Annotated in this window: 19 protein-coding genes; 15 read left to right on the top strand and 4 right to left on the bottom strand. The window is 53.0% G+C overall.

Features of this window, described 5'->3' with window-relative positions:
• Nucleotides 1-5: 5 nt before the first annotated feature.
• Together ACTQ3V_RS06705 and ACTQ3V_RS06700 are read left to right on the top strand one after the other, a co-directional pair.
• The gene (locus ACTQ3V_RS06705) at nt 6-1,781 is read left to right on the top strand and encodes an Rqc2 family fibronectin-binding protein (protein WP_441466826.1); all 1,776 of its coding nucleotides are present in this window, start codon (nt 6-8) and stop codon (nt 1,779-1,781) included.
• Nucleotides 1,782-1,969: 188 nt separating this feature from the next.
• Complete coding sequence (locus tag ACTQ3V_RS06700) at nt 1,970-3,364, top strand: S-layer homology domain-containing protein (protein ID WP_441466825.1); 1,395 nt, start codon at nt 1,970-1,972, stop codon at nt 3,362-3,364.
• A 52-nt stretch (nt 3,365-3,416) separates the two neighbouring features.
• On the opposite strand, the gene ACTQ3V_RS06695 is transcribed toward ACTQ3V_RS06700, so the two are convergent.
• Nucleotides 3,417-4,349, bottom strand: coding sequence for an L-lactate dehydrogenase (locus ACTQ3V_RS06695; RefSeq protein ID WP_441466836.1), 933 nt, complete (start codon nt 4,347-4,349; stop codon nt 3,417-3,419).
• A gap of 116 nt (nt 4,350-4,465) precedes the next feature.
• On the opposite strand from ACTQ3V_RS06695, the gene ACTQ3V_RS06690 reads away from it, so the two are divergent.
• Nucleotides 4,466-5,635: an S-layer homology domain-containing protein gene (locus ACTQ3V_RS06690; RefSeq protein WP_441466824.1), complete on the top strand. Its 1,170-nt coding sequence runs from the start codon at nt 4,466-4,468 to the stop codon at nt 5,633-5,635.
• Between the two features lie 113 nt (nt 5,636-5,748).
• Here ACTQ3V_RS06690 and gltA read toward each other — a convergent pair whose 3' ends face one another.
• The 3 genes from gltA to ACTQ3V_RS06675 form a co-directional block, all read right to left on the bottom strand.
• Nucleotides 5,749-7,140, bottom strand: coding sequence for an NADPH-dependent glutamate synthase (gltA, locus tag ACTQ3V_RS06685; protein ID WP_441466823.1), 1,392 nt, complete (start codon nt 7,138-7,140; stop codon nt 5,749-5,751).
• A gap of 2 nt (nt 7,141-7,142) precedes the next feature.
• Nucleotides 7,143-7,994: a sulfide/dihydroorotate dehydrogenase-like FAD/NAD-binding protein gene (locus ACTQ3V_RS06680; protein ID WP_441466822.1), complete on the bottom strand. Its 852-nt coding sequence runs from the start codon at nt 7,992-7,994 to the stop codon at nt 7,143-7,145.
• 122 nt (nt 7,995-8,116) lie between these two features.
• Complete coding sequence (locus ACTQ3V_RS06675; protein WP_441466821.1) at nt 8,117-8,371, bottom strand: SH3 domain-containing protein; 255 nt, start codon at nt 8,369-8,371, stop codon at nt 8,117-8,119.
• 215 nt (nt 8,372-8,586) lie between these two features.
• On the opposite strand from ACTQ3V_RS06675, the gene ACTQ3V_RS06670 reads away from it, so the two are divergent.
• The 12 genes from ACTQ3V_RS06670 to ACTQ3V_RS06615 all read left to right on the top strand — a co-directional run bounded on the left by ACTQ3V_RS06670 (nt 8,587) and on the right by ACTQ3V_RS06615 (nt 24,259).
• Nucleotides 8,587-9,405 carry an ABC transporter substrate-binding protein gene (locus tag ACTQ3V_RS06670; protein ID WP_441466820.1) on the top strand — a complete coding sequence of 273 codons (819 nt, stop codon included), beginning with the start codon at nt 8,587-8,589 and terminating at the stop codon, nt 9,403-9,405.
• Nucleotides 9,406-9,486: 81 nt separating this feature from the next.
• Nucleotides 9,487-10,218: an amino acid ABC transporter permease gene (locus ACTQ3V_RS06665; protein ID WP_441466819.1), complete on the top strand. Its 732-nt coding sequence runs from the start codon at nt 9,487-9,489 to the stop codon at nt 10,216-10,218.
• Nucleotides 10,205-10,927 carry an amino acid ABC transporter ATP-binding protein gene (locus ACTQ3V_RS06660; protein ID WP_441466818.1) on the top strand — a complete coding sequence of 241 codons (723 nt, stop codon included), beginning with the start codon at nt 10,205-10,207 and terminating at the stop codon, nt 10,925-10,927. Before ACTQ3V_RS06665 ends, ACTQ3V_RS06660 begins: the two co-directional genes overlap by 14 nt.
• A 233-nt stretch (nt 10,928-11,160) precedes the next feature.
• Nucleotides 11,161-14,868, top strand: a complete 3,708-nt coding sequence (gene rpoB / locus ACTQ3V_RS06655) for a DNA-directed RNA polymerase subunit beta (RefSeq protein ID WP_441466817.1) — start codon at nt 11,161-11,163, stop codon at nt 14,866-14,868.
• 53 nt (nt 14,869-14,921) lie between these two features.
• Complete coding sequence (rpoC, locus tag ACTQ3V_RS06650; protein ID WP_441466816.1) at nt 14,922-18,455, top strand: DNA-directed RNA polymerase subunit beta'; 3,534 nt, start codon at nt 14,922-14,924, stop codon at nt 18,453-18,455.
• A gap of 225 nt (nt 18,456-18,680) precedes the next feature.
• Nucleotides 18,681-18,923: a ribosomal L7Ae/L30e/S12e/Gadd45 family protein gene (locus ACTQ3V_RS06645; RefSeq protein WP_441466815.1), complete on the top strand. Its 243-nt coding sequence runs from the start codon at nt 18,681-18,683 to the stop codon at nt 18,921-18,923.
• Between the two features lie 66 nt (nt 18,924-18,989).
• Nucleotides 18,990-19,409, top strand: coding sequence for a 30S ribosomal protein S12 (gene rpsL / locus ACTQ3V_RS06640; RefSeq protein WP_054327684.1), 420 nt, complete (start codon nt 18,990-18,992; stop codon nt 19,407-19,409).
• A gap of 189 nt (nt 19,410-19,598) precedes the next feature.
• Complete coding sequence (gene rpsG, locus ACTQ3V_RS06635; RefSeq protein WP_054327683.1) at nt 19,599-20,069, top strand: 30S ribosomal protein S7; 471 nt, start codon at nt 19,599-19,601, stop codon at nt 20,067-20,069.
• A 35-nt stretch (nt 20,070-20,104) separates the two neighbouring features.
• On the top strand, nt 20,105-22,207 hold the full coding sequence (gene fusA / locus ACTQ3V_RS06630) for an elongation factor G (RefSeq protein ID WP_441466814.1): 2,103 nt from the start codon (nt 20,105-20,107) through the stop codon (nt 22,205-22,207).
• An 80-nt stretch (nt 22,208-22,287) separates the two neighbouring features.
• Entirely contained in the window at nt 22,288-23,493 is a 1,206-nt protein-coding gene (gene tuf, locus ACTQ3V_RS06625; RefSeq protein ID WP_441466813.1) for an elongation factor Tu, read from the top strand.
• Between the two features lie 63 nt (nt 23,494-23,556).
• Nucleotides 23,557-23,823, top strand: a complete 267-nt coding sequence (locus ACTQ3V_RS06620; protein WP_441466812.1) for a hypothetical protein — start codon at nt 23,557-23,559, stop codon at nt 23,821-23,823.
• 136 nt (nt 23,824-23,959) lie between these two features.
• A complete protein-coding gene (locus ACTQ3V_RS06615; protein ID WP_441466811.1) occupies nt 23,960-24,259 on the top strand; it encodes a hypothetical protein in 300 nt (99 codons plus the stop codon).
• Nucleotides 24,260-24,264: the final 5 nt, after the last annotated feature.

Genomic DNA, 24,264 nt, shown 5'->3' with positions numbered 1-24,264 from the left:
TTAATATGCCATTAGATGCCATTTGCCTTGGGGCAGTGACACATGAATTAAATGATACGCTGGCGGGCTGCCGTGTGGAAAAAGTCTATCAGCCCGACCGCGATGAGATCGTACTGCAAACGAGAGGGCAGGGCGGCGCAAAGCGCCTGTTGATTTCTATTGCAGCCGGTGCGGCGCGCGTGCACTTTATTGACGCGGCGCGTGAAAATCCGGCGGCACCGCCGATGTTCTGCATGCTGCTGCGCAAGCACGTGCAGGGCGCGAAGATTGCGGCGATTGTGCAGCCGTCGGTCGAGCGCATGCTGACGATTGAGCTGGACACCACCGATGAAATGGGTGTGCCCTGCAAAAAGCACCTGATCTGCGAACTGATGGGAAAACACTCGAATGTTATTTTATGCGGTGAGGACAATCGTATTATTGATGCCATGCGCCGTATCGACGGAGATTTGTCCGGCAAACGGCAGGTGTTGCCCGGCTTGTTTTATCGTATGCCGCCTGCGCAGGATAAGCATGATCCGTTTACGTTGTCCGGTACGGGGCTGGCCGCTGCGGTGATGCAGGCAGATGGAGAACAGACGCTGGATCGTTTTCTGCTCGGTCAGCTTTTAGGCTTTTCGCCGCTGTTGTGCCGGGAGCTAAGTTATCGCGCGACCGGCGATGCTGCGGCACGGATCGGGATGTTGTCATCTGCCCAGCAGGAACATTTGGTGCAGGTGTACGATGACTTCATCACATATATACAGGAAAAACGGTGGAAACCGTTTTTGCTTACCAAAGTAGAAAACGATGCGGTATTTGATTTCACCTTTCTGCCGGTGACGCAGTATGAAGGTTTAATGGCTGTTTCACAGGAGGATAGCTTTTCTGCGTTGCTTGCGGCGTTTTATGAGAAAAAGGGAAAAATTGAGCGTATGGCGCGCCGTTCGTCTGACCTGCATAAGACGGTTACCAATGCACGTGACCGTCTGGCGCGCAAACTGGCAGCGCAGAAGAAGGAACTGGACGCGACGCAGAACCGCGAGCAGTATAAACACATGGGCGATCTGATTACTGCAAATCTATACCAGCTGGAAAAAGGCATGAACAAGGCGACTGTGGTGGATTACTACGCCGAGGATTGTCCAGAGGTGGAGATTGAGCTGGATGTGCGCCTGACACCGCAGCAAAATGCGCAGCGGTATTTCAAGCTGTATAATAAGGCGAAAACAGCGGAGAGCGTATTGACACAGCAGATTGAGCAGGGTAAGGCTGATTTGGACTATCTGGAAAGCGTCTTGGTCGCGTTGGGAGAGGCGGAAAGCGAACGCGACCTATCCCAGCTGCGCGAGGAACTGACACAGACGGGTATTCTCTCCAGCAAGCAGACGCGCAACAAAAAGCTGCGTGCCAAGCCTGTGCAGGCCAAGCCTTTCCACTATCGTACGAGCGACGGTTTTGAGGTGTTTGCCGGGAAGAATAACCTGCAAAATGATTTGCTTACGCTTAAAACTGCGTTTAAGAGTGATATCTGGTTTCATACGCAAAAAATTCACGGTTCACACGTGATTTTGGTCACGGATGGACGGGAACCGACGGATCGAGCGATGACCGAGGCTGCGATGATTGCGGCGTATCACTCCAAGGCACGGCACTCCTCTCGGGTACCGGTGGATTATACGCCGGTGCGGCAGGTAAAGAAGCCGACGGGTGCAAAACCGGGGATGGTGATTTATCATGTCTATCAGACCGCCTATGTAACGCCGGACGAGACAGCAATCGAAAAACTTCGCGTGGAGTAATCTATGCGTAGAGGATAGCATGCGTACTTGATGAAGAGAGATGCTGCAAAAAGTGTCTCTCTTTTGTGTTGTAATTTTATAGTTTTATACGGTGTATTCTTGCGAGAGCCTATTTACTTTGTCCGTTCAAAATGATAGAATAAAGCAAACTACAGTGTATTCCACTGTCAATAAAAGGAGGAAACTCTATGAAAAGTAAGTTCAGGATTGCTGTGGTCGCAGCGGTTGCGGCTATCGGCTTGACAGCAACCGCAGGGGCTGCAAGTTTTGACCATTGTGCGGATCAGCTTAAGGATCTGGGCTTGTTCCAAGGCACAGCGCAGGGCTATGAACTGGATCGGGCGCCGACCCGTGCGGAAGCGGCAACTATGCTCGTCCGCCTGCTGGGTAAGGAAGAGGAAGCGAAAACGCTGGATTATACTGCACCGTTTACCGATCTTGCCGGTTGGGAGAAGCCGTATGTACAGTATTTGTATGATAACGGTCTGACCACAGGTGCAACTGCGACCACATTTGAGCCGGAACAGGGCTGCTCTGCGCAGATGTATACGACGTTCCTGCTTCGCGCCCTGGGCTACAGCGATACAGCGGGCGGTGACTTCACTTATGCGCAGGCAATATCCTTTGGCGAATCGCTCGGCTTGGTAGATTACGCAAACTGCAATCAGGATAACTTCCTGCGCGATCATGTTGCGGCCATGAGCCTGACGGCGCTGGATACGCCGGTGAAGGGCGATGAGAACGCCGTACTTCTGCAAAAGCTGGTAGACGACGGAGCGGTTGACGCGAATAAAGCAAGCGGTCTGCTGACGTTTTTTGACCGCTATGCGTCCTATACGGACGCATCCTACAAGATGAATGATGCAGCGAAAATGGATATGACTGCAAATATTGCGGCGGATGTGTCGATGGGCGATACCAAGATCATGGATTTGACAATGCCGCTTAACATGAAGGTGGATGCCAATCCGGAAAATATGGACCAGTCCAAGATTGCGATGACCGGCACGGTAAAGATTAATATGAATGAATCGATGGTCGAGCAGGGAGCGCCGGCTACCATCAATCAGGATATTGCGTATTATTACACAGATGGCGTGTACTACGTCAACATGGGCGACCAGAAGTTCAAAATGAATATGTCGGTGGAAGATGTGATGGCGCAAATGGGCAATTTGACCGGCATGCAGTCTTCCGAGCCGCTTTGCCTGATCGAAGCGATTGACCAATCCGGCAGCGACATGACGGTTACCTACTCTTCCTCGGGGATGAATGCGCTGGTCAATTCTGTTCTGGCAAACATGGGTATGGATATGAGCACCATGGATGCGCAGATCAATTTCGAAGATATTTCCTCCAAGGTTACCATTTCCAATGGCGATATTAAGAATATGAACTTGGCTATGAAGATGTCAATGACTGCAGAAGGCCAGAGCATGGCTCTCAGTATGACGATGGATTGCGCGGTAAACGGATTGGGTGACAGCGTTCAGATCGCTCTGCCGAGCGACCTGGATACTTACGTTGATATCATCGGCGGCACGACTGCACTGATCGGCGGCGTGGATGAACCTGCGGCTTAAGCTGTGATAGCTATGAAAGAAAAACCGGAACGGAAGATCCGTTCCGGTTTTTTTAGTGTAGTTGTTTTATGAGGGCTTTCATTTTTTGTGCGGAGCTTTGCAGCTTCCCAAGTTCATCGGCGGATAACGGAATATCCAGCACGGCTTCCACGCCGTTTTTTCCCACGATAGACGGCAGGCCGAGACAGATGCCGTCAACGCCGTAGTGACCTTGAATCATCGAGGAAACGGGAAGCACGGAATGTTCGTCGCGGACAATAGCTTCCGCAATACGGCGCACCGCCATGCCGATGCCGTAATAAGTGGCACCCTTGCTTTCGATAATGGCATAGGCGGCGTCACGCACGTCCTCATAAATTTGACGCAGCATAGAGGTGGGGTTCGTGATGCCGGTGATACGGCAGTAGTCATCCAGATCGACGCCGGAAATATTGGCGCTGGACCAGACAGCAAGTTCGCTGTCGCCATGCTCACCGATGATGAAAGCATGCACGTTGCGGCTGTCTACACCGAGTTTCTGACCCACGAGATATTTGAGACGCGCGGTATCCAATACCGTGCCCGAGCCGATGACATGTCCGGCCGGGAGACCGGAAAGCTGCTGCGCCATGCAGGTAAGCACATCTACTGGATTGGAGACAATGAGCAATACCGCGTTTTGATTGACTGCGGTCAGCTGTTCCATGATGGAGGATAGGATTACGCGGTTGCGGTTGAGCAATTCTATTCGTGTCTCACCGGGCTTTTGATTGGCACCAGCTGCGATGATGATTAGCCCACATTCCGCAAGGTCAGCATATTTGCCGGCGCGCACAAAGCATGGTTTTGCAAAGGAAACGCCATGGTTGATATCGGCGGCTTCACCTTCCGCCTTTCTGTGATTCATGTCTACCAGAACGACTTCCGAGAACAATCCGGAAACTGCTAAAGTATAGGCGCAGGTAGCACCGACAAAGCCGACTCCGATTACGCCGCATTTTTGCATGTTGGTCAATATGGACACACCCTTTCTTTTTGGGTAGTATGTCCGTTTCCTGTTGGAAAAAACACGAATCTATGATAAGATATATCATATCGAAGTGATTTAAGGAGCGTATGAAAATGAAACAGTGGTTTCGTACTGTATTGGCAGGAACATTGCTGGCCAGCTCGTTGGTGATTTCGGCTGCCGCCGCGGATTATACCGCGTGTGCCGATCATCTGAAGAATCTTGGGTTGTTTCAGGGAACCACGCAGGGATATGAGTTGGATCGCGTGCCAACGCGTGGTGAGGCGGCAGCAATGCTGGTGCGCTTGCTGGGAGAAGAACAGAACGCATTGACGCTGGAATATTCCGCGCCGTTCACCGATTTGCAGAATTGGGAAAAGCCTTATGTGCAGTATCTATATGATATTGGGGCAACCACGGGCGTATCGGAAACGGCTTTTGCGCCGAACGCGCCTTGCACCGCGCAAATGTATGCAGCATTCGTCCTGCGTGCGCTCGGATATACCGAGGCGGACGGGGATTTTGTCTATGCGGATGTGGACAACTTTGCGCAGCAAATTGGGTTGTATGAAGCAGCAGTTATCGACATAGAGGATTTTCTGCGTGACGATGTTGCGGCTGCAAGCTATACTGCGCTTTCATTGACTCCAAAGGGCGAGGAGCAAACACTGCTGGAACAGTTGGTCGAACATGGTGCAGTGGACGCGCAGACGGCAAAACCGTATCAGACATTGTTCAGCACTTATGCGCAGTATCGTGTGGCGACCGAAAATATGGTGACATTGGGGCAGTTTTCTGTGCGCGGCGGATTAGAGGCGATGCTGTCGGAGGAAGGAAAGCAAAGCCTGACCGTGCGGACAGAGGACTATACTACAGTAAACCGTGTAGACGGCACGGCGATTGCCGAAGGCAATATTACTTTGGAGGCGTCAAGCGTGGACGCATATTCGCAGAGTTATTCTATGGATGCAGCGGAGCAAACAGGCGATATCCGCGCCGCGCTGTTGCATGGATATGATGTGGTGCCGCTGGCTTATGTGGATACATTGACTCGGTCGGGGAGCGATTGGACATTCTCGTTTGCTGATCTGCCTGCTCAGTATGAGGGATGCTTGTGGGCGTTGCCGCAGGCCGGTATTGTGTTAGAGCAGGCAGGAGACGCTGTGCTGGTGCAGACTGTGCAGAACGGGCGCATTGCATCGCAGACATTGCGTGTTGAGTTTTCACAAGATAATGCGGAGCTTCAGGCAGTTCTGACCGGAGAGATGGAAGAGACTCGTTAAAGCTATTGGAAAAAGACAAAACCGTCGGGCAGCAGGAGAAAGTCCTTGCTGCCCGACGGTTTTGTCTATGTGAATAAGCACCCCATCGACCGACAGGGTGCTTATGTTAGAGTTTACTGCTTACTCTTGATGTATTCATCCATCGCTGCGGCAGCGCGCTTGCCAGCGCCCATGGCGAGGATAACGGTTGCTGCACCGGTAACAGCGTCGCCGCCAGCAAATACGCCTTCCTTAGACGTGATACCGTGCTCATCGTCTGCAATGATGCAGCCCTTGCGGTTGGTGTCCAGACCAGGCGTAGTGTGACGGATCAGCGGATTGGGTGTGGTGCCGATTGCTGCGATGACACAGTCCAGATCCAGTGTGAACTCACTGCCCTCAACCGGTACCGGACGGCGGCGGCCGGATTCATCCGGCTCGCCCAGCTCCATCTGCTGGCACTTCAGGCCGGTTACATTGTAGTTTTCATCCACCAGCACTTCGAGCGGTGCGGTCAGGAACTTGAACACAACGCCTTCTTCCTTGGCGTGATGAATTTCTTCCAAACGCGCGGGCAATTCATTTTCAGAACGGCGGTAAACGATGTAAACATCATCTGCCCCCATGCGCTTGGCACAACGGGCCGCATCCATTGCGACGTTACCGCCGCCCACGACTGCAATCTTGCGCGCGTGGAAAATCGGGGTTTCAGCGTCGTTCTGATAGGCTTTCATCAGGTTGATGCGAGTCAGATATTCGTTAGCGGAATACACACCGTTGGCGTTCTCACCCGGCACACCCATAAAGGTCGGCAGGCCGGCACCCGAACCGACAAAAATCGCTTCATAGCCATCCTCAAACAGTTCGTCGATGGTCTCAGAACGACCGACTACAAAGTTCAGCACAAACTCAACGCCAAGGTCTTTAAGCGTGTCGATTTCCTTCTGTACAATCTCCTTAGGCAGACGGAATTCTGGAATACCGTACATCAACACGCCGCCTGCGATGTGCAGTGCCTCAAATACGGTCACTTGATAGCCCATGCGCGCCAGATCGCCCGCGCAGGTTAGACCTGCAGGGCCAGCGCCGATAATTGCACACTTATGACCATTGGGAGCCGGCTTTGCTGCTTTTTCTTCACCGTGTTCACGCGCATAGTCTGCGACAAAGCGTTCCAAGCGACCGATAGCGACCGCTTCGCCCTTGATGCCGCGCACGCACTTCTGCTCACACTGCGTCTCCTGCGGACACACACGACCGCATACGGCCGGAAGGGCAGAGGTCTCTTTGATTTTAGCGGCAGCCTTGAGAAACTTGCCCTCGGCGACCAGCGCGATAAATTCGGGGATTTTAACCTGTACCGGGCAGCCGGAGATGCAGGGCTTATGCTTGCAATTGAGGCAGCGCTGCGCTTCTTCAATCGCCATTTCCGGCGTATAGCCGAGCGTCACTTCATCGAAATTCTTATTGCGTACGTTCGGCGCCTGCTCGGGCATGGGTACTTTGTTTGGATTCATATTCGCCATTGTTACTTGACCTCCATCTTGAACAGGTTGCAGTGTGCCTCGCGGCGCTCTACCGCCTGCTTTTCCTGTGCCTTGTACATCGCACTGCGGCGCATTGCGCTGTCAAAATCGACAAGATGGCCGTCAAAGTCCGGACCGTCAACGCAGGCGAATTTGGTTTCGCCGCCGACTGTCAGGCGGCAGCAGCCGCACATGCCGGTGCCGTCTACCATAATGGTGTTCATGGAAACGATAGTTTTGATGCCGTAGGGGCGGGTGGTCTCAGCAACGAACTTCATCATGATCATCGGGCCGATGGCGATGACGGCGTCATACTGGTTACCTGCGTCAATCAGTTCTTTGAGCACCTCGGTAACAAGCGCCTTGCGGCCGTTCGAGCCATCGTCCGTCACAATATACAAATTGGTGGAGGCAGCTCGCATCTCGTCCTCCAGAATAATGATATCCTTGTTGCGGAAGCCTGCGATCAGGTCGACCTCACAGCCCATTTCGTGCAGCTTCTTCGCCTGCGGATAGGCGATTGCGCAGCCCAGACCGCCGCCAACTACGGCAACCTTCTTCAGGCCTTCCAGCTCGCTTGCCTTGCCCAGTGGGCCGACAAAGTCGTGCAGGCAGTCGCCCTCGTTCAGAGCGCCCAGCGCAATAGTGGTTGCGCCGACCTCCTGAAAAATAATTGTGACCGCACCCGTCTCACGGTCATACTCCGCAATTGTGAGAGGGATACGCTCTCCATCCTCGCTGACGCGCAGAATGATGAATTGGCCCGGTTCAGCCTTGCGTGCCACATGCGGCGCGTCAATCACCATCAGCTTGGTGTTCGCGTTCAGCGTCTGCTTTTTCAAAATCTGATACACTAAATTTCGTACCTCCTTGCGTTTATCGCATCGAACACATCTATTATACTGTTTATAGGGACTGAACGCAAGGAGAAATCCGAACGGAAAGACAGATGTTTTCGCCTGAAAGACAGTGCAAATTAGTAATTCAGCACAATAGTATCGCCGGAAACAAAGCCCTGACACGGGCCGTAGCGTACAGCATGCCAATTCGCTTGACGGCCGAGCACCATGAGCTGCGCGCCGCACGGCACGCTGCCGACGATTGCTGCGTGGGGGGAGGGCTTGTCATAGATGGAGATAACGCCCGAAAGAGATTCGGCGGTGGCGGTTGTACCGTGCGGATGTCTGACGGACGATGGCATGGATGGGAGAGGATATGTATGGTAACGCATGGAAATGACCTCCTACAAAATAAGGTATTGTCAAGCTATGCGAAGCGGCTGAAAAAGGTCACAGTGCAAATTTGTTGTGGATATGACGAAAAGCGATGTGATATTTGTTGGGTTTTTGCTGATTTAGAGGTTGAATTTTTAAACAGGCCCATGTATAATGAATCTTGTTTGAAATGTCCGGTCCACAAGGCCGGCAATTAGGAGGAGAGAAGACAATGAAAAAGTTTTCTATTGCGATGCTGAGCATGCTTTTGGCAGGCTCGATGCTGCTGACCGGATGCGGCGGCAACAATGCACAGACACAGACTACGGATAATGGTCAGGACGAGAGCAATGCAGCCCAAACCGGTGCGGATTACAAGCTGGCTGTGGACGGCACGCTGACCATGGCAACCAATGCGTTCTTTGAGCCGTATGAGTACTACGAGGGCGAAGAGATTGTCGGTATCGACGCTGAGGTAGGCAAGGCAATTGCGGATAAGCTCGGTTTGAGCTTTGCCATTTCCGATATGGAGTTTGATTCGATTATCACCGCGGTTTCTTCCGGCAAGGCGGACATGGGTATGGCGGGCATGACGGTTACTCCGGATCGTGAGAAGAATGTGAACTTCTCGCAGACCTATGCAACCGGCGTGCAGTCCATCATTGTTCCGGAAGGCTCCGACATTGCTTCTCCGGACGATCTGGCAGGTAAGAAGATTGGCGTGCAGCAGGGTACTACAGGCGACCTGTACTGCACCGATGACTTCGGCGAAGATGCGATGAGCCGTTACAGCAAGGGTACGGACGCTATCATGGCGCTGACGCAGGGCAAGATTGACTGCGTTGTTATCGATAACGCACCGGCGCAGAAGTATGTGGAAGCAAACGAGGGGCTGAAGATTCTGGATACCGCCTATGCGGAAGAGGATTATGCAATCGCGTTTGCCAAGGATAATACTGCGCTTAAGGATGCGGTTGATGCTGCACTGGGTGAACTGATTGCAGACGGTACCGTACAGTCGATCATTGATAAGTATATCACGGCGGACTAAGTGAGCAAACAAGCTGTGGGGACGGCCTGCAATGGCCGCCCCCTCTGCGCATTTTCATAAATAAAAAGGGGGATTGTGCCGGTGTCAGAATTTATCCAATGGTTTCAGGAGCAGTTTTATCAGACCTTTATTGAGGGCGACCGGTGGTACATCTATTTTGCCAAGGGTCTTGGCACAACGCTGGAGGTTACGGTCGGCGCGCTGATTCTCGGTGTTGTAATTGGTGTATGTATTGCAATCATTCGCTCGGCATATGATTCGCAGCGTGTGCATTGGCGCGGTCTGGGCGGCATACTGCTTGGGCTGGGCAACCTTGTTTGTAAGGTGTACCTGACAGTCATTCGCGGTACGCCCAGCACGGTGCAGCTCCTGATTATGTATTTTATCATTTTCGGTTCTTCGCAAAATATGATTGCGGCGGCTATTATCTCCTTTGGCGTCAATTCTGGTGCTTATGTGGCGGAGATTGTGCGTTCCGGTATTATGTCGATCAATAAGGGACAGATGGAGGCAGGCAGGTCGCTGGGGCTGAATTATGCGGCCACGATGCGTTATGTCATCATCCCGCAGGCGATCAAGAACATCCTGCCGGCGTTGGGCAATGAACTCATTACGCTGCTGAAGGAGACTTCAATTTGTACGGTTATCGGTCTGATGGATTTGACCAAGGGCGCAATGATTGTACAGAGCCGTACCTATGCGCCTTGGATGCCGTATCTTTCGATTGCAGTCATCTATTTGGTCATGGTACTGATCCTGACCAAGCTGCTCGGTATTCTGGAAAGGAGGCTGCGCGCAAGTGATCAGCGTTAAAAATCTACACAAATCCTTTGGCGCTCACAAAGTTCTCATCGGCGTAAACGAGCATATTGAGAAGGGCGAAAAGGTTGTTATCATCGGTCCGTCCGGCTCGGGAAAGTCAACCTTCCTGCGCTGCCTGAACCTGCTGGAAGAGCCGACGAGCGGTGAGATTGTTTTTGAGGGGCAGAATATTACCTCGAAGCAGACGGATATCAACTTGGTGCGCCGTAAAATGGGTATGGTGTTCCAGCAGTTTAACCTCTTTCCGCACCTGACGGTGAAGGAGAACATCAAACTCGCACCGGTTAAACTCAAGGTGATGACGGATGCCCAAGCGGACAAGCGTGCCATGGAGCTGCTCGCACGCGTTGGGTTGCCGGACAAGGCGGACAGCTATCCGATTCAGCTTTCCGGCGGTCAGCAGCAGCGTATTGCCATTGCGCGCGCGCTGGCGATGAATCCGGATGTAATGCTCTTTGACGAGCCGACTTCGGCGCTTGACCCGGAGATGGTCGGCGAGGTGTTGGAGATTATGAAGGAGCTGGCGGATGACGGTATGACCATGGTCGTGGTGACACATGAAATGGGCTTTGCCCGTGAAGTGGGTACTCGAGTGCTGTTCATGGATGGCGGCAATATTGTCGAGCAGAATGAGCCGAAAGCGTTCTTTGAACATCCGCAAAATCCGCGTCTGAAAGATTTTTTGTCCAAAGTGCTGTAAGAATCAAAAAAGCGGACGGTGAAAACCGTCCGCTTTTTATACAAAATAACCTTGACGAATTGTAGAAAAACATGGTATAATAAAACGCTTACAAAATCGTGGAAGAAATCCCGATTCCTAACTATATGTTAGCACGGTCTGCAAGAGAATGCAAGGCCAAAAACAATATTTTCGCAACGCCGCCGGGCGTATCAACACCAACACAGCCGAAAGAAACGGAGTGATCAAAGCACATGAAGGTGAAAGACGTACAGCACGGCAAAACCACACGAAAGAGCTTTGCACGCATCAATGAGATTTTGGAGATGCCCAATCTGATTGAGGTGCAGAAAAAGTCGTATCAGTGGTTCCTCGATGAGGGACTGCGTGAGGTTTTTGCCGACACCGCGTCCATCACGGACTACACCGGCAATTTGGAGCTTTCCTTCCTCGACTATTCGATGGATGAGGATCCGAAGTACAGCGTAGAAGAGTGCAAGGCACGAGACGCCACATACGCTTCGCCCCTGAAGGTGCGCATGCGTCTGCGTAACAAGGAAACCGGTGAAATCAAGGAACAGGAAATCTTTATGGGCGATTTCCCGAAGATGACCGATTCCGCGACCTTCATCATCAACGGCGCAGAGCGCGCTATCGTATCTCAGCTGGTTCGTTCACCCGGCGTGTACTACGGTAAAGAGTACGACAAGACTGACAAGATGATTCTGTCGGCAACGGTTATCCCGTACCGCGGCGCATGGCTGGAGTACGAAACCGACGCAAACGATGTGTTCTACGTCCGTATCGACAAAAACCGTAAGATTCCGATTACGAGCTTTATCCGTGCCATCGGTGTAAAGACCGATGCGGAAATCAAGGAGCTGTTCGGTGAGGATCCGCTGATTCTCGCGACACTGGATAAGGATCCGGCGCATACCTCGGATGAGGCGCTCATCGAGATTTACAAGAAGATGCGTCCGGGCGAGCCGCCCTCTGTCGAGTCGGCAACCAGCCTGATGGATGCAATGTTCTTTGATATGCGGCGCTATGACATTTCTGCGGTTGGTCGCTATAAGTACAATAAGAAACTGGACATTGCCCGCCGCATTACCGGCCATAAGCTGCTGAGCGCCGCGGTTGATCCGATGACCGGCGAGGTGCTGGCGGAAGAAAATGAGGTCCTGACTCGTGATAAGGCGCGTCTGTTGTCGCGTCGTGGCGTCAACCACGTGACGGTTGAGTCCGGTGAGGGTACGGCTGTTAAGGTGTTTGGCAACGGTATGGTCGACATCGGTGATTTCAGCGACTATACTGGTTTCTCAGCTGAAGAACTTGGTGTGAAGGAAAAGGTCCGCTTCTCTGTTCTCAAGGAGATTATTGATTCGGGTATTTCGGGCGAGGAGATGAAAAAGACCATTCTCACCCGTATGCACGACCTGATTCCGAAGACCATTATTGTTGACGATATGCTGGCATCAATTTGCTATCTGCTGGGTCTTGGCCACGGCATCGGCACGACCGACGATATTGACCATCTGGGCAATCGTCGTCTGCGCTGCGTAGGTGAGTTGCTGCAGAACCAGTTCCGCATCGGTTTCAGCCGTATGGAGCGCGTCATTCGTGAGCGCATGACCATTCAGGATCTGGATGTCGTAACGCCGCAGAGCTTGATTAACATTCGCCCTGTGACCGCGGCAATCAAGGAATTCTTTGGTTCTTCTCCGCTGTCGCAGTTCATGGATCAGAACAACCCGTTGGCAGAGTTGACGCACAAGCGCCGTATGTCTGCGCTGGGTCCCGGCGGTCTGTCGCGTGACCGCGCATCCTTTGAAGTACGTGACGTACACTATTCTCACTATGGTCGTCTGTGCCCCATTGAGACGCCTGAAGGTCCGAATATCGGTCTGATCTCTTATTTGGCGACTTATGCGCGCATCAATGACTTCGGATTTATTGAAGCGCCGTACCGTATCATTGACAAGGAACATGGGCGTGTAACCGATCAGGTGCAGTATATGACGGCCGATGTCGAGGACGAATATATCGTTTGTCAGGCGACTGAGCCGATTGATGAGGACGGCTATCTGCTCAATGAGCGTGTAACCTGCCGTATGCGTGACGAGTTCGTTGAGGTTGATCGCAAGGATGTTGACCTGATGGACGTTTCGCCCCGTATGATGGTTTCGGTTGCGACAGCGTTTATTCCGTTCCTCGATCACGATGACGCAAACCGCGCGCTCATGGGCGCGAACATGCAGCGTCAGGCGGTGCCGCTGCTTAAGACCGAGGCACCTGTGGTTGCAACCGGTATGGAATATAAGGCTGCGGTTGACTCCGGCACGATTCCGCTGGCGGAGGGTGACGGTGTTGTTACCCGCGTAACCGCACGCGAAGTCATGGTTCAGTATGATAGCGGTGAAGAAAAAACCTATCACCTGACCAAGTTCCTGCGTTCCAACCAGTCCACCTGCATCAATATGCGCCCAATCGTTGATTTGGGTGAGCGTGTCAAGAAGGGGGATGTGCTGGCGGACGGTCCTTCGACTGATAAGGGCGAGATTGCGCTCGGCAAGAACGCACTGATCGGCTTTATGACATGGGAAGGTTACAACTACGAGGACGCCGTTCTGCTCAATGAGCGTCTGGTGCGTGACGACGTTTATACCTCGATTCACATTGAGGAATATGAATCCGAATCCCGAGACACCAAGCTCGGGCCGGAAGAGATTACCCGCGATATCCCGAATGTCGGTGAAGACGCACTGCGCAACCTTGACGAGCGCGGCATCATCCGCGTAGGCGCTGAGGTGCAGGCGGGCGACATTCTGGTCGGTAAGGTCACGCCCAAGGGCGAAACCGAGCTGACCGCGGAAGAGCGCCTGCTGCGCGCCATTTTCGGTGAGAAGGCGCGCGAAGTGCGTGATACCTCGCTGCGTGCCCCGCATGGCGAAAGCGGCATTGTGGTCGACGTGAAGGTGTTCACCCGTGAAAACGGCGACGAGCTGAGCCCGGGCGTCAACATGGTAGTGCGTGTGTATATTGCACAGAAGCGTAAGATTTCGGTTGGCGACAAGATGGCGGGCCGTCACGGTAATAAGGGTGTCGTTTCCCGTATTCTGCCGCAGGAGGATATGCCGTTCCTCGAGGATGGCCGTCCGCTCGATATCGTTCTGAACCCCTTGGGCGTTCCGTCGCGTATGAATATCGGTCAGGTGCTCGAAGTGCATCTGGGCTTTGCGGCGAAGAAGCTCGGCTGGAAGGTTGAGACACCGGTATTCGACGGCGCAACGCTGGACGATATCAAGGAAACTTTGGTTGCCGCAGGTGTAGATGAGGATGGTAAGAGCGTTGTTTACGACGGTCGTACCGGTGAGAAGTTTGACAACCGCGTAACCGTCGGCTATATGTACTACCTCAAGCTGCACCATCTGGTTGACGATAAGATTCATGCCCGTTCCACTGGCCCGTATTCGTTGGTTACGCAGCAGCCGCTCGGCGGTAAGGCGCAGTTTGGCGGCCAGCGCTTCGGTGAGATGGAAGTTTGGGCCCTCGAGGCGTACGGCGCAGCCTATACCTTGCAGGAAATCCTGACGGTTAAGTCGGACGATATTACCGGTCGTGTCAAGACCTACGAGGCAATCGTTAAGGGCCACAACGTGCCGCAGCCGGGTGTGCCGGAGTCGTTCAAGGTTCTGGTTAAGGAGCTTCAGTCGCTGTGTCTGGATATTCAGGTGCTCGACGAAAATATGGAAGTGATCGAACTTGCTGAGGACGATGAGGACGAGGCGGATTTCATCCGTCCGATGGAGCAGGCTGTTTCGGGCGCGGATGAAGAATTTGCTGCTGCCGGTTTTGGCATCAACGATGCCGAGGAAGGCGATACCGATCTCTTTGCACTGGATAGCGCCGTCGAGGATGGCGATGATGCCGTGGATGATTTTGATGATGGCCTGAGCGAATAAGTGGGAAGGACAACAAAATCATCTGTGAATAGGGAAGGAGCATCTTAAAATATATGGGATATCATACGTTTAACGCCATTAAGATCGGTCTGGCCTCTCCTGACCTGATCCGTCAGTGGTCGTACGGTGAAGTAAAAAAGCCCGAAACCATCAACTACCGCACGCTCAAGCCGGAAAAAGACGGCCTGTTCTGCGAGCGTATCTTTGGCCCAACCAAAGACTGGGAATGTCACTGCGGCAAGTATAAGAAGGTCCGCTTCAAAGGTAAAGTTTGCGATAAGTGCGGCGTAGAAGTTACCCGCGCTAAGGTGCGCCGCGAGCGCATGGGCCATATTGAATTGGCCGCGCCCGTATCGCATATCTGGTACTTCAAGGGCATCCCGTCTCGTATGGGCCTGATTCTGGATATCAGCCCGCGCGTGCTGGAAAAGGTTCTGTATTTTGCAAACTATATTGTGATTGATCCGGGCGATACGCCCCTGATGAAGAAGCAGATTCTGACCGAGGCTGAGTACCGCGACATGCGTGAGAAGTACGAGGATGACTTCCGCGCCGGTATGGGTGCAGAGGCGATCAAGGAACTGCTGGCAGAGCTGGATTTGGAACAGCTCTCCAAGGAGCTGACCGCGGAACTGCGCGAGTCCTCCGGTCAGAAGCGTCTGCGCATCATCAAACGACTGGAGGTTGTCGAGTCGTTCCGTCTGTCGCATAATCGTCCCGAGTGGATGATTATGGATGTGGTTCCGGTTATCCCGCCGGAAATCCGTCCGATGGTGCAGCTGGATGGCGGTCGCTTTGCAACGAGCGACTTAAACGACCTGTATCGCCGTGTGATCAACCGAAATAACCGTCTCAAGCGTCTGTTGGAGCTGGGTGCGCCTGACATCATCGTGCGCAACGAGAAGCGCATGCTGCAGGAAGCGGTCGACGCGCTGATCGATAATGGCCGCCGCGGCCGTCCGGTCACTGGACCGAACAACCGTGCGCTTAAGTCTCTGTCCGATATGCTCAAGGGCAAGCAGGGCCGTTTCCGTCAAAACCTGCTTGGTAAGCGTGTTGACTATTCCGGGCGTTCGGTTATCGTCGTCGGCCCGGACCTGAAGATTTATCAGTGCGGTCTGCCGAAGGAAATGGCGCTTGAACTGTTCAAGCCTTTTGTGATGAAAAAGCTGGTTGAGGACGGCGCGGCATCCAATATTAAATCTGCAAAGAAGATGGTAGAGCGCGCTAAGCCCGAGGTTTGGGATGTGCTCGAGGGCATTATCAAGGGGCATCCGGTCATGCTCAACCGTGCGCCGACGCTGCACCGTCTGGGTATTCAGGCGTTTGAGCCGGTGCTGGTAGAGGGCCGTGCCATCCGTTTGCATCCTCTGGTATGTACGGCGTTCAACGCTGACTTCGACGGCGACCAGATGGCGGTACACGTGCCGCTTTCCGCTGAGGCGCAGGCCGAGGCGCGTCTGCTGATGCTGTCGGCGAACAACCTGCTTAAGCCGCAGGACGGCAAGCCGGTTACTATTCCGTCGCAGGATATGGTGCTTGGCTCCTACTATCTGACGATTGATCGCGAAACTGAGCCGGGTGCCGGTAAGGTGTTCCGCGATCCGGACGAAGCACTCATGGCATATGCGGAAGGTATTGTGGGCATCCACGCGCCGATCAAGGTGCGCATGACGCGCGAGATCGGCGGCAAGACGGTTTCCAAAATTGTTGATGCAACACCGGGCCGCCTGATTTTCAATGAGCGTATCCCGCAGGACCTTGGCTTTGTTGACCGCTCGGATCCGGAGAAGGTTCTTGATCTTGAGATCATGATGACCTGCGGTAAGAAGGAACTTGGCAAGATCATTGACAAGTGCATCCATGTGCACGGCTTTAATAAGACCGCCGAGGTGCTCGACGCAATCAAGGCAATGGGCTATAAGTACTCCACCAAGGGCGCGCTGACCGTTGCGGTTGCTGATATGCTGGTGCCGGAGGATAAGGCAACCTTAATTCATGAGTCTGAGCAGCAGGTTGCGAAGATTGATAAGAAGTATAAGCGCGGCTTTATCACGGACGATGAACGCTATCGCTTGACGGTTGCCGAGTGGGAATCTACCACCAAGAAGGTTACGGCGAAGCTGCAAGAGAATATGCGCGACCAGCGGTTTAACCCGATTCATATGATGGCAGACTCCGGTGCGCGTGGTTCCATTAACCAGATTCGTCAGCTGGCCGGTATGCGCGGCCTGATGGCGTCCACCTCTGGTAAAACCATCGAAATCCCGATTAAGTCCAACTTCCGTGAGGGATTGTCGGTTTTGGAATACTTTATTTCCGCGCGTGGTGCGCGTAAGGGTCTGGCTGATACCGCGCTGCGTACCGCGGACTCCGGTTACCTGACCCGCCGTCTGGTTGACGTTTCGCAGGATGTTATCATTCGTGAGGAGGACTGCGGCGCAACGAAGGGTATCTGGGTTGAGGATATCAAGGAAGGCAATCAGATTATCGAGCCGCTGCGCGAGCGTTTGCTGGGTCGTTATCCGGTGGACGATATCTGCCATCCGGAAACCGGCGAGGTGATTGTACCCAATACTCGCATGATGAATGATGCAGATGCGGATGCAATTCTGGAGGCGGGTATCACCCGTGTTCAGATCCGTTCTGTGCTGGAATGCCGTGCACGCAAGGGTGTATGCAGCCACTGCTATGGCATGAACCTTGCGATGGGCACACCGGTTGGCAAGGGTGAAGCGGTCGGTATCATTGCCGCCCAGTCCATCGGCGAGCCGGGTACGCAGCTGACCATGCGTACGTTCCACACCGGCGGCGTTGCCGGTTCGGATATTACGCAGGGTCTTCCGCGAGTAGAGGAGCTGTTTGAGGCGCGTAAGCCGAAGAAGGCAGCGACGCTGGCTGAAATCAGCGGTGTTGTCAACATTGAGGAGTCCAAGCGTACAACGGTTAAGACGGTCAACATCGTCAATCCGCAGACCGGCGATATGCGTTCTTATCAGTTGGCATCCTCGTCCGGTATTCGTGTAACGGATGGTCAGGAAGTACCGCAAGGCTTCCAGCTTAACGAAGGCTCGCTCAACCCGCATGACATTCTGCGTGTACTCGATCCGCGTGCAGTGCACGATTATGAGATCAAGGAAGTTCAAAAGGTTTACCGTCAGCAGGGCGTTGATATCAACGATAAGCATATCGAGGTTATTGTGCGTCAGATGATGCGTAAGGTTCGCGTGGAAGATGCGGGCGACGCTGAAGTGCTGCCGGGCTCTGTGATGGATCTGCTTGAGTTTGAGGATTACAATCAGAAGGTGCAGGATCGCATTGATGCGGGCGAAGAAGGCTTGCGTCTGGCGGCTGCGGAGCCGACGCTGATGGGTATCACCAAGGCATCGCTGGCAACCGATTCGTGGATGTCGGCCGCATCCTTCCAGGAAACCACCCGCGTTCTGACTGACGCTGCAATCAAGGGCAAGGTCGATCCGCTGATGGGCCTGAAGGAGAATGTTATCATCGGCAAGCTGATTCCGGCCGGTTCCGGTATGACAGAATACTGCGACGGGCATTACGAGCAGACGGTCGATCTGGATTGATTAGAGGCTCGCTGAAATAGTGGTATAAAAAGCAGAGAACAGGGGAATGCTGTAAGGCGTTCCCCTGTTTTGGCAGCTTCATCATTTGGTAAACGTGCTGAGAAGTCATGCTTCGATTGGTAATAGTAAAATTCGCTCAAAAATGAAGAAAAACTCCGGAAAAATGCTTGACTTCCAAATGAAAAAGACTTATACTAATGAAGTATGCCGTATAGGAGGGTTAGTATGCTTTCAGAACTTCGCACGGCGCACAAAGTTATCGGCGTGAAACAATCGAAAAAAGCAATTCGAGACGGCAAAGCCGCAGAGGTCTTTGTGGCGCTCGATGCTGAAAAACGTGTGGTTGGTCCGGTTTACGAACTTTGCAGTGAAACGGATACCAAACTCACGGAAATCACTACCATGACCGAACTTGGCGATGCGGCCGGCATTGATGTCGGTGCGGCAGTCGTAACGGTTTTGCGCTAAGCTGTTTTGTTGAAACGCGCAAACATGCGCTTTTCATAAATATCTTTGAAAGAAGGAGGAAATAAAATGCCAACTTTTAACCAACTCGTCCGTAAGGGTCGCGAGGCAGTCGTTTACAAATCTACGGCGCCGGCTCTGCAGGTAGGCTACAATTCTCAGAAGAAGAAGGCTACCGATCAGTCCGCTCCGCAGAAGCGCGGCGTCTGCACGACGGTTAAAACCATGACGCCGAAGAAGCCGAACTCTGCGCTTCGTAAGGTTGCTCGTGTAAAGCTGACCAACCAGATGGAAGTTTCCGCTTACATCCCGGGCGAAGGTCACAACCTGCAGGAGCACTCGGTTGTTATGGTTCGCGGTGGCCGTGTTAAGGACCTTCCTGGTGTCCGTTACCACATCATCCGCGGCACGCTGGATACTCAGGGTGTAGCAAACCGCCGTCAGGCTCGTTCCAAGTACGGCGCGAAGCGCCCGAAGGCCGGCAAGTAATTTTGCCACCCACAAGGTTTTGCGAGAATTAAAAGTTTTCAGCAAAGCACACTCATGCTTTGTCTGAGGCGTTTTATATCCGATTTATCTGATAAACGGGTATTTACCTCGGACAGGCATTACAACGGCTGTCACCAAGGCACGCCGGAGTACCTATGAAATCAAATTATTTTGAAGGAGGGAAGTAAAGTGCCAAGAAGAGGTAATGTCCCCAAGAGAGACGTTCTGCCCGATCCGCTTTATAATTCCAAGCTCGTCACCAAGCTGGTAAACTCTATCATGCTCGACGGCAAGAAGGGCGTATCGCAGAAGGTTGTTTATGGTGCTTTCGATATCGTCCGTGAAAAGACCGGACGTGAACCGCTGGAGGTTTTCACTGAAGCGATGGAGAACATCATGCCGTCGCTGGAAGTTAAGGCGCGCCGTGTAGGTGGCGCTACCTATCAGGTGCCGATGGAAGTGCGTCCGGAGCGTCGTCAGACCCTGGGCCTGCGCTGGATCACCAAGTACGCCCGTGCCCGTTCTGAAAAGACTATGCGCGAGCGTCTGGCCGGCGAAATCATGGATGCCTGCAACAATCTGGGCGGTGCTGTCAAGAAGCGCGAGGATACGCACAAGATGGCGGAAGCAAACAAGGCGTTTGCACACTATCGCTATTAATCTGCGATCCGCTGAGCGTTTGAAAGGAGAGCAATATGCCTAGAGAATATTCCCTGGAAAGAACCAGAAATATCGGCATCATGGCGCACATCGACGCCGGTAAGACTACTACCACCGAGCGTATTCTGTACTACACCGGTGTAAATCACAAAATCGGCGATACCCACGACGGTACCGCCACCATGGACTGGATGGAGCAGGAGCAGGAGCGCGGTATTACCATCACCTCCGCTGCTACCACCTGTCACTGGTCGGGCTCCCAGCATCAGTTCCCGGAGCACCGTATCAACATCATTGACACCCCGGGCCACGTTGACTTTACTGTAGAAGTAGAGCGTTCCTTGCGCGTCCTTGACGGTTCTGTTACCGTATTCTGCGCCAAGGGTGGCGTTGAGCCCCAGTCCGAGACTGTATGGCATCAGGCGGACAAGTACAAGGTTCCGCGTATGGCGTTTGTCAACAAGATGGACATCATGGGCGCAGACTTCTTTAACGTTGTCGGCATGATGAAGGACCGCCTCAAGTGTAATGCGGTTCCGATTCAGTTGCCGATCGGCGTTGAGGATAGCTTTAAGGGCATCATCGACCTGATTACCATGCGTGCAGAGGTTTACTATGATGACCTCGGCAAGGATGTCCGTGATGAGGACATCCCGGCTGACATGATGGATCAGGCGAAGGAGTATCACGACGCGCTGTGGGAAGCAGTTGCTGAGCTGGATGAGGAACTGATGATGAAGTACCTCGAAGGCGAAGAACTGACCGTTGCGGAAGTGAAAGCTGCGATCCGAAAGGGTACGATTGCCAACGAGATCGTTCCGGTACTTTGCGGTACTGCTTACCGCAACAAGGGTGTTCAGCCCCTGCTCGACGCAGTGGTTGAGTATATGCCGGCTCCGACCGATATCGAGGATATTAAGGGTATCAACCCCAAGACCGAAGAGGAGGATTCCCGTCCGTCTTCCGACGACGCGCCGTTCTCCGCCCTCGCGTTTAAGATTGCAACCGACCCGTTTGTTGGCCGTTTGACCTTCTTCCGCGTTTACTCCGGTACGATCACTGCGGGTTCTTCGGTGCTCAATGCCACCAAGGATCAGCGTGAGCGTCTGGGCCGTATTCTTCAGATGCACGCAAATCACCGTCAGGATATCGATTGCGTATATTCGGGTGATATTGCTGCGGGCATCGGCTTTAAGAACACCACCACAGGCGATACGCTCTGTGATGAAAAGCATCCGATTATCCTTGAGTCCATGGAGTTCCCGGATCCGGTTATCCGTGTTGCGATCGAGCCCAAGACCAAGGCTGGTCAGGAAAAGATGGGCATTGCGCTGGCAAAGCTGGCGGAAGAAGACCCGACCTTCAAGACCTACACCGACGAGGAAACCGGCCAGACCATTATCGCTGGTATGGGTGAGTTGCACCTAGAAATCATCGTTGACCGTCTGCTGCGTGAATTCAAGGTAGAAGCCAACGTAGGTTCGCCTCAGGTTGCTTATAAGGAAACCATCCGCCGTTCTGCTGATGTGGATCAGAAGTATGCACGTCAGTCCGGTGGTAAGGGTCAGTACGGCCATGTTAAGATTATTGTTGAGCCGAACGAGTCCGGCAAGGGCTATGAGTTCATCAACAAGATCGTTGGCGGTGCGATTCCGAAGGAATATATTGAGCCTGTTAATCAGGGTATTCAGGGCGCAATGCAGGCTGGTATTCTGGCAGGCTATCCGGTTGTTGACGTAAAGGTTACGTTGTACGACGGTTCTTATCACGAAGTCGACTCCTCTGAAATGGCGTTCAAGATCGCCGGTTCTATGGCGTTCAAGGAAGCGATGAAGAAGGCTGATCCGGTTCTGATGGAGCCAATCATGCAGGTCGACGTTATGGTTCCGGAGGATTATATGGGCGACGTTATCGGCGATCTTAACTCCCGCCGTGGCCAGATTCAGGGTATGGAGCCGCGCGGCGGTGTGCAGGCGATTTCGGCTGCTGTTCCGCTGAGCGAGATGTTTGGTTATGCAACCGCGCTGCGTTCTCGTACGCAGGGCCGCGGTCAGTACACCATGCAGCCCAGCCATTACACTGAGGTGCCGAAGAGCATTCAGGAGAAGATTATCGACGCCCGCAATAAAAACGACTAAAACTATTGCATTTTTTTGTGAATTGCAGTAGAATAAATTCACCATGACTTTGAATTTAATTTACGAGGAGGATATCCACAATGGCAAAGGAAAAATTTGACCGCTCCCTGCCGCACGTTAACATTGGTACCATCGGCCACGTTGACCATGGTAAGACCACGCTGACCGCGGCGATCACCAAGGTTCTGGCTCTCGAGGGTGAGGCTGAATATCAGGCTTATGACTCGATCGACAAGGCTCCGGAAGAGAAGGAGCGCGGCATTACCATCAACACTGCGCACGTTGAGTACCACACCAAGAACCGTCACTATGCGCACGTTGACTGCCCGGGCCATGCTGACTACGTTAAGAACATGATCACCGGCGCTGCTCAGATGGATGGCGCTATCCTGGTTGTTTCTTCCGCTGACGGCCCGATGCCCCAGACCCGTGAGCACATCCTGCTGGCTCGTCAGGTAGGCGTTCCGTATATCGTTGTATTCATGAACAAGGTTGACCAGGTAGACGACGAGGAGCTCCTCGATCTGGTTGAGATGGAAATCCGTGATCTGCTGTCCTCCTACGAGTTCCCGGGCGATGACATTCCGGTAATCCGTGGTTCTGCACTTCAGGTTCTGACTTGCGATTCCACCGATCCGAATGCTCCGGAGTACAAGTGCATTCACGAGCTGATGGACGCTGTTGACTCCTATATCCCGACTCCGGATCGCGCTGCTGACAAGCCGTTCATCATGCCGGTTGAGGACGTATTCTCCATCACCGGCCGTGGTACCGTTGCTACCGGTCGTGTTGAGCGTGGCCAGCTGAAGATGGGCGAGGAAGTTGAAATCGTTGGTCTGATGGATGCTCCGCGTAAGACTGTTGTTACCGGTATCGAAATGTTCCGCAAGCTGCTGGACTACGCTGAGGCTGGCGACAACATTGGCGCTCTGCTCCGCGGCATTCAGAAGACTGAGATCGAGCGTGGTCAGGTTCTGGCTAAGCCGGGCTCTATTCACCCGCACACCAAGTTCCACGGTCAGGTTTACGTTCTGAAGAAGGAAGAGGGCGGTCGTCACACTCCGTTCTTCAACAACTATCGTCCCCAGTTCTACTTCCGTACCACCGACGTTACCGGTGTTATCTCCCTGCCGGAAGGCACTGAGATGTGCATGCCGGGCGACAACGTTGAGATGGACGTTGAGCTGATCACCCCGATCGCTATCGAGGAAGGCCTGCGTTTCGCTATCCGTGAGGGTGGCCGCACCGTAGGTTCCGGCGTTGTTACTAAGGTTAACGCTGACTAATTATTGCTTTTTAAAAGCTCCCATGCTTGCATGGGAGCTTTTTCTTGTTTAATTGCGTAGTTGATGCGGCAAAATATCGATGAGGAGGGATGCGTTATCGAAAAGGATAAACAAAAACGATATCAGATGGAAGCAGCGCAGAAACAGTTTGAGTGGTTTGAGTGCAGTAAACCTGATGTAGCGGCGCAAGCTGGCGTGAATGAGGCATCGGACGGTGTCCCTGAGGGCATCGCCTTGCCGCCGCATGAGCGGGGGTGCGGGCGCGCACATCCGATGCGTGGGACCAATAGTGAAGACTTGACAGACTGGTGTATCAATCACGAAACCTGAATGACAAGCTGCCGGAGAGTTCCGGCAGCTTTGCCATGTTTGGATTTTACATTTTTTTCGTCTTGTGTTACAATAAATCGAGTAAAGGAACCAGAAGATTGTTTACTGCATAGCCTGAAAACAGGAGGGGAGACTCATGTCTGTTTTTTGGGAAGCAGTACTTGCAATTTTTGCAGCCATAGGATTGTATACATTTTTACATGTGGTTTACGAGTTGTGCTTTGCACGGTTGTTGCGCATGCACGGTTCTGCGGAGCTGACACTGTATGGTGATGGCAATGATGCAGCCAGCGAGCAGCTGATTCGAATTGCATTGCGCATGCGCAAGCAATATCTTCCGGGTTTGTCGATCACGTTTGTTGAGATTGGCTGCGGTGGAGAGGACAATATTGCGAAGCATTTGGCATCCAAACAGGATATTATGTATCTGGAATAATAGAA

Origin of the sequence: Candidatus Agathobaculum pullicola (assembly GCF_052117205.1) — a bacterium.
Classification (GTDB): Bacteria; Bacillota; Clostridia; order Oscillospirales; family Butyricicoccaceae; genus Agathobaculum; species Agathobaculum pullicola.
The sequence above is the reverse complement of the archived record's forward strand: the minus strand, read 5'-3'. Positions and strand labels throughout refer to the sequence as shown.

Bases quoted from the DNA above. Each gene is read 5' to 3' on its own strand.
- ACTQ3V_RS06705 (WP_441466826.1), top strand. From the start codon at position 6: ATGCCATTAGATGCCATTTGCCTTGGGGCAGTGACACATGAATTAAAT.
- ACTQ3V_RS06700 (WP_441466825.1), top strand. From the start codon at position 1,970: ATGAAAAGTAAGTTCAGGATTGCTGTGGTCGCAGCGGTTGCGGCTATC.
- ACTQ3V_RS06695 (WP_441466836.1), bottom strand. From the start codon at position 4,349: ATGCAAAAATGCGGCGTAATCGGAGTCGGCTTTGTCGGTGCTACCTGC.
- ACTQ3V_RS06690 (WP_441466824.1), top strand. From the start codon at position 4,466: ATGAAACAGTGGTTTCGTACTGTATTGGCAGGAACATTGCTGGCCAGC.
- gltA (WP_441466823.1), bottom strand. From the start codon at position 7,140: ATGGCGAATATGAATCCAAACAAAGTACCCATGCCCGAGCAGGCGCCG.
- ACTQ3V_RS06675 (WP_441466821.1), bottom strand. From the start codon at position 8,371: ATGCGTTACCATACATATCCTCTCCCATCCATGCCATCGTCCGTCAGA.
- ACTQ3V_RS06670 (WP_441466820.1), top strand. From the start codon at position 8,587: ATGAAAAAGTTTTCTATTGCGATGCTGAGCATGCTTTTGGCAGGCTCG.
- rpoB (WP_441466817.1), top strand. From the start codon at position 11,161: ATGAAGGTGAAAGACGTACAGCACGGCAAAACCACACGAAAGAGCTTT.
- rpoC (WP_441466816.1), top strand. From the start codon at position 14,922: ATGGGATATCATACGTTTAACGCCATTAAGATCGGTCTGGCCTCTCCT.
- ACTQ3V_RS06645 (WP_441466815.1), top strand. From the start codon at position 18,681: ATGCTTTCAGAACTTCGCACGGCGCACAAAGTTATCGGCGTGAAACAA.
- rpsL (WP_054327684.1), top strand. From the start codon at position 18,990: ATGCCAACTTTTAACCAACTCGTCCGTAAGGGTCGCGAGGCAGTCGTT.
- fusA (WP_441466814.1), top strand. From the start codon at position 20,105: ATGCCTAGAGAATATTCCCTGGAAAGAACCAGAAATATCGGCATCATG.
- tuf (WP_441466813.1), top strand. From the start codon at position 22,288: ATGGCAAAGGAAAAATTTGACCGCTCCCTGCCGCACGTTAACATTGGT.
- ACTQ3V_RS06620 (WP_441466812.1), top strand. From the start codon at position 23,557: ATGCGGCAAAATATCGATGAGGAGGGATGCGTTATCGAAAAGGATAAA.
- ACTQ3V_RS06615 (WP_441466811.1), top strand. From the start codon at position 23,960: ATGTCTGTTTTTTGGGAAGCAGTACTTGCAATTTTTGCAGCCATAGGA.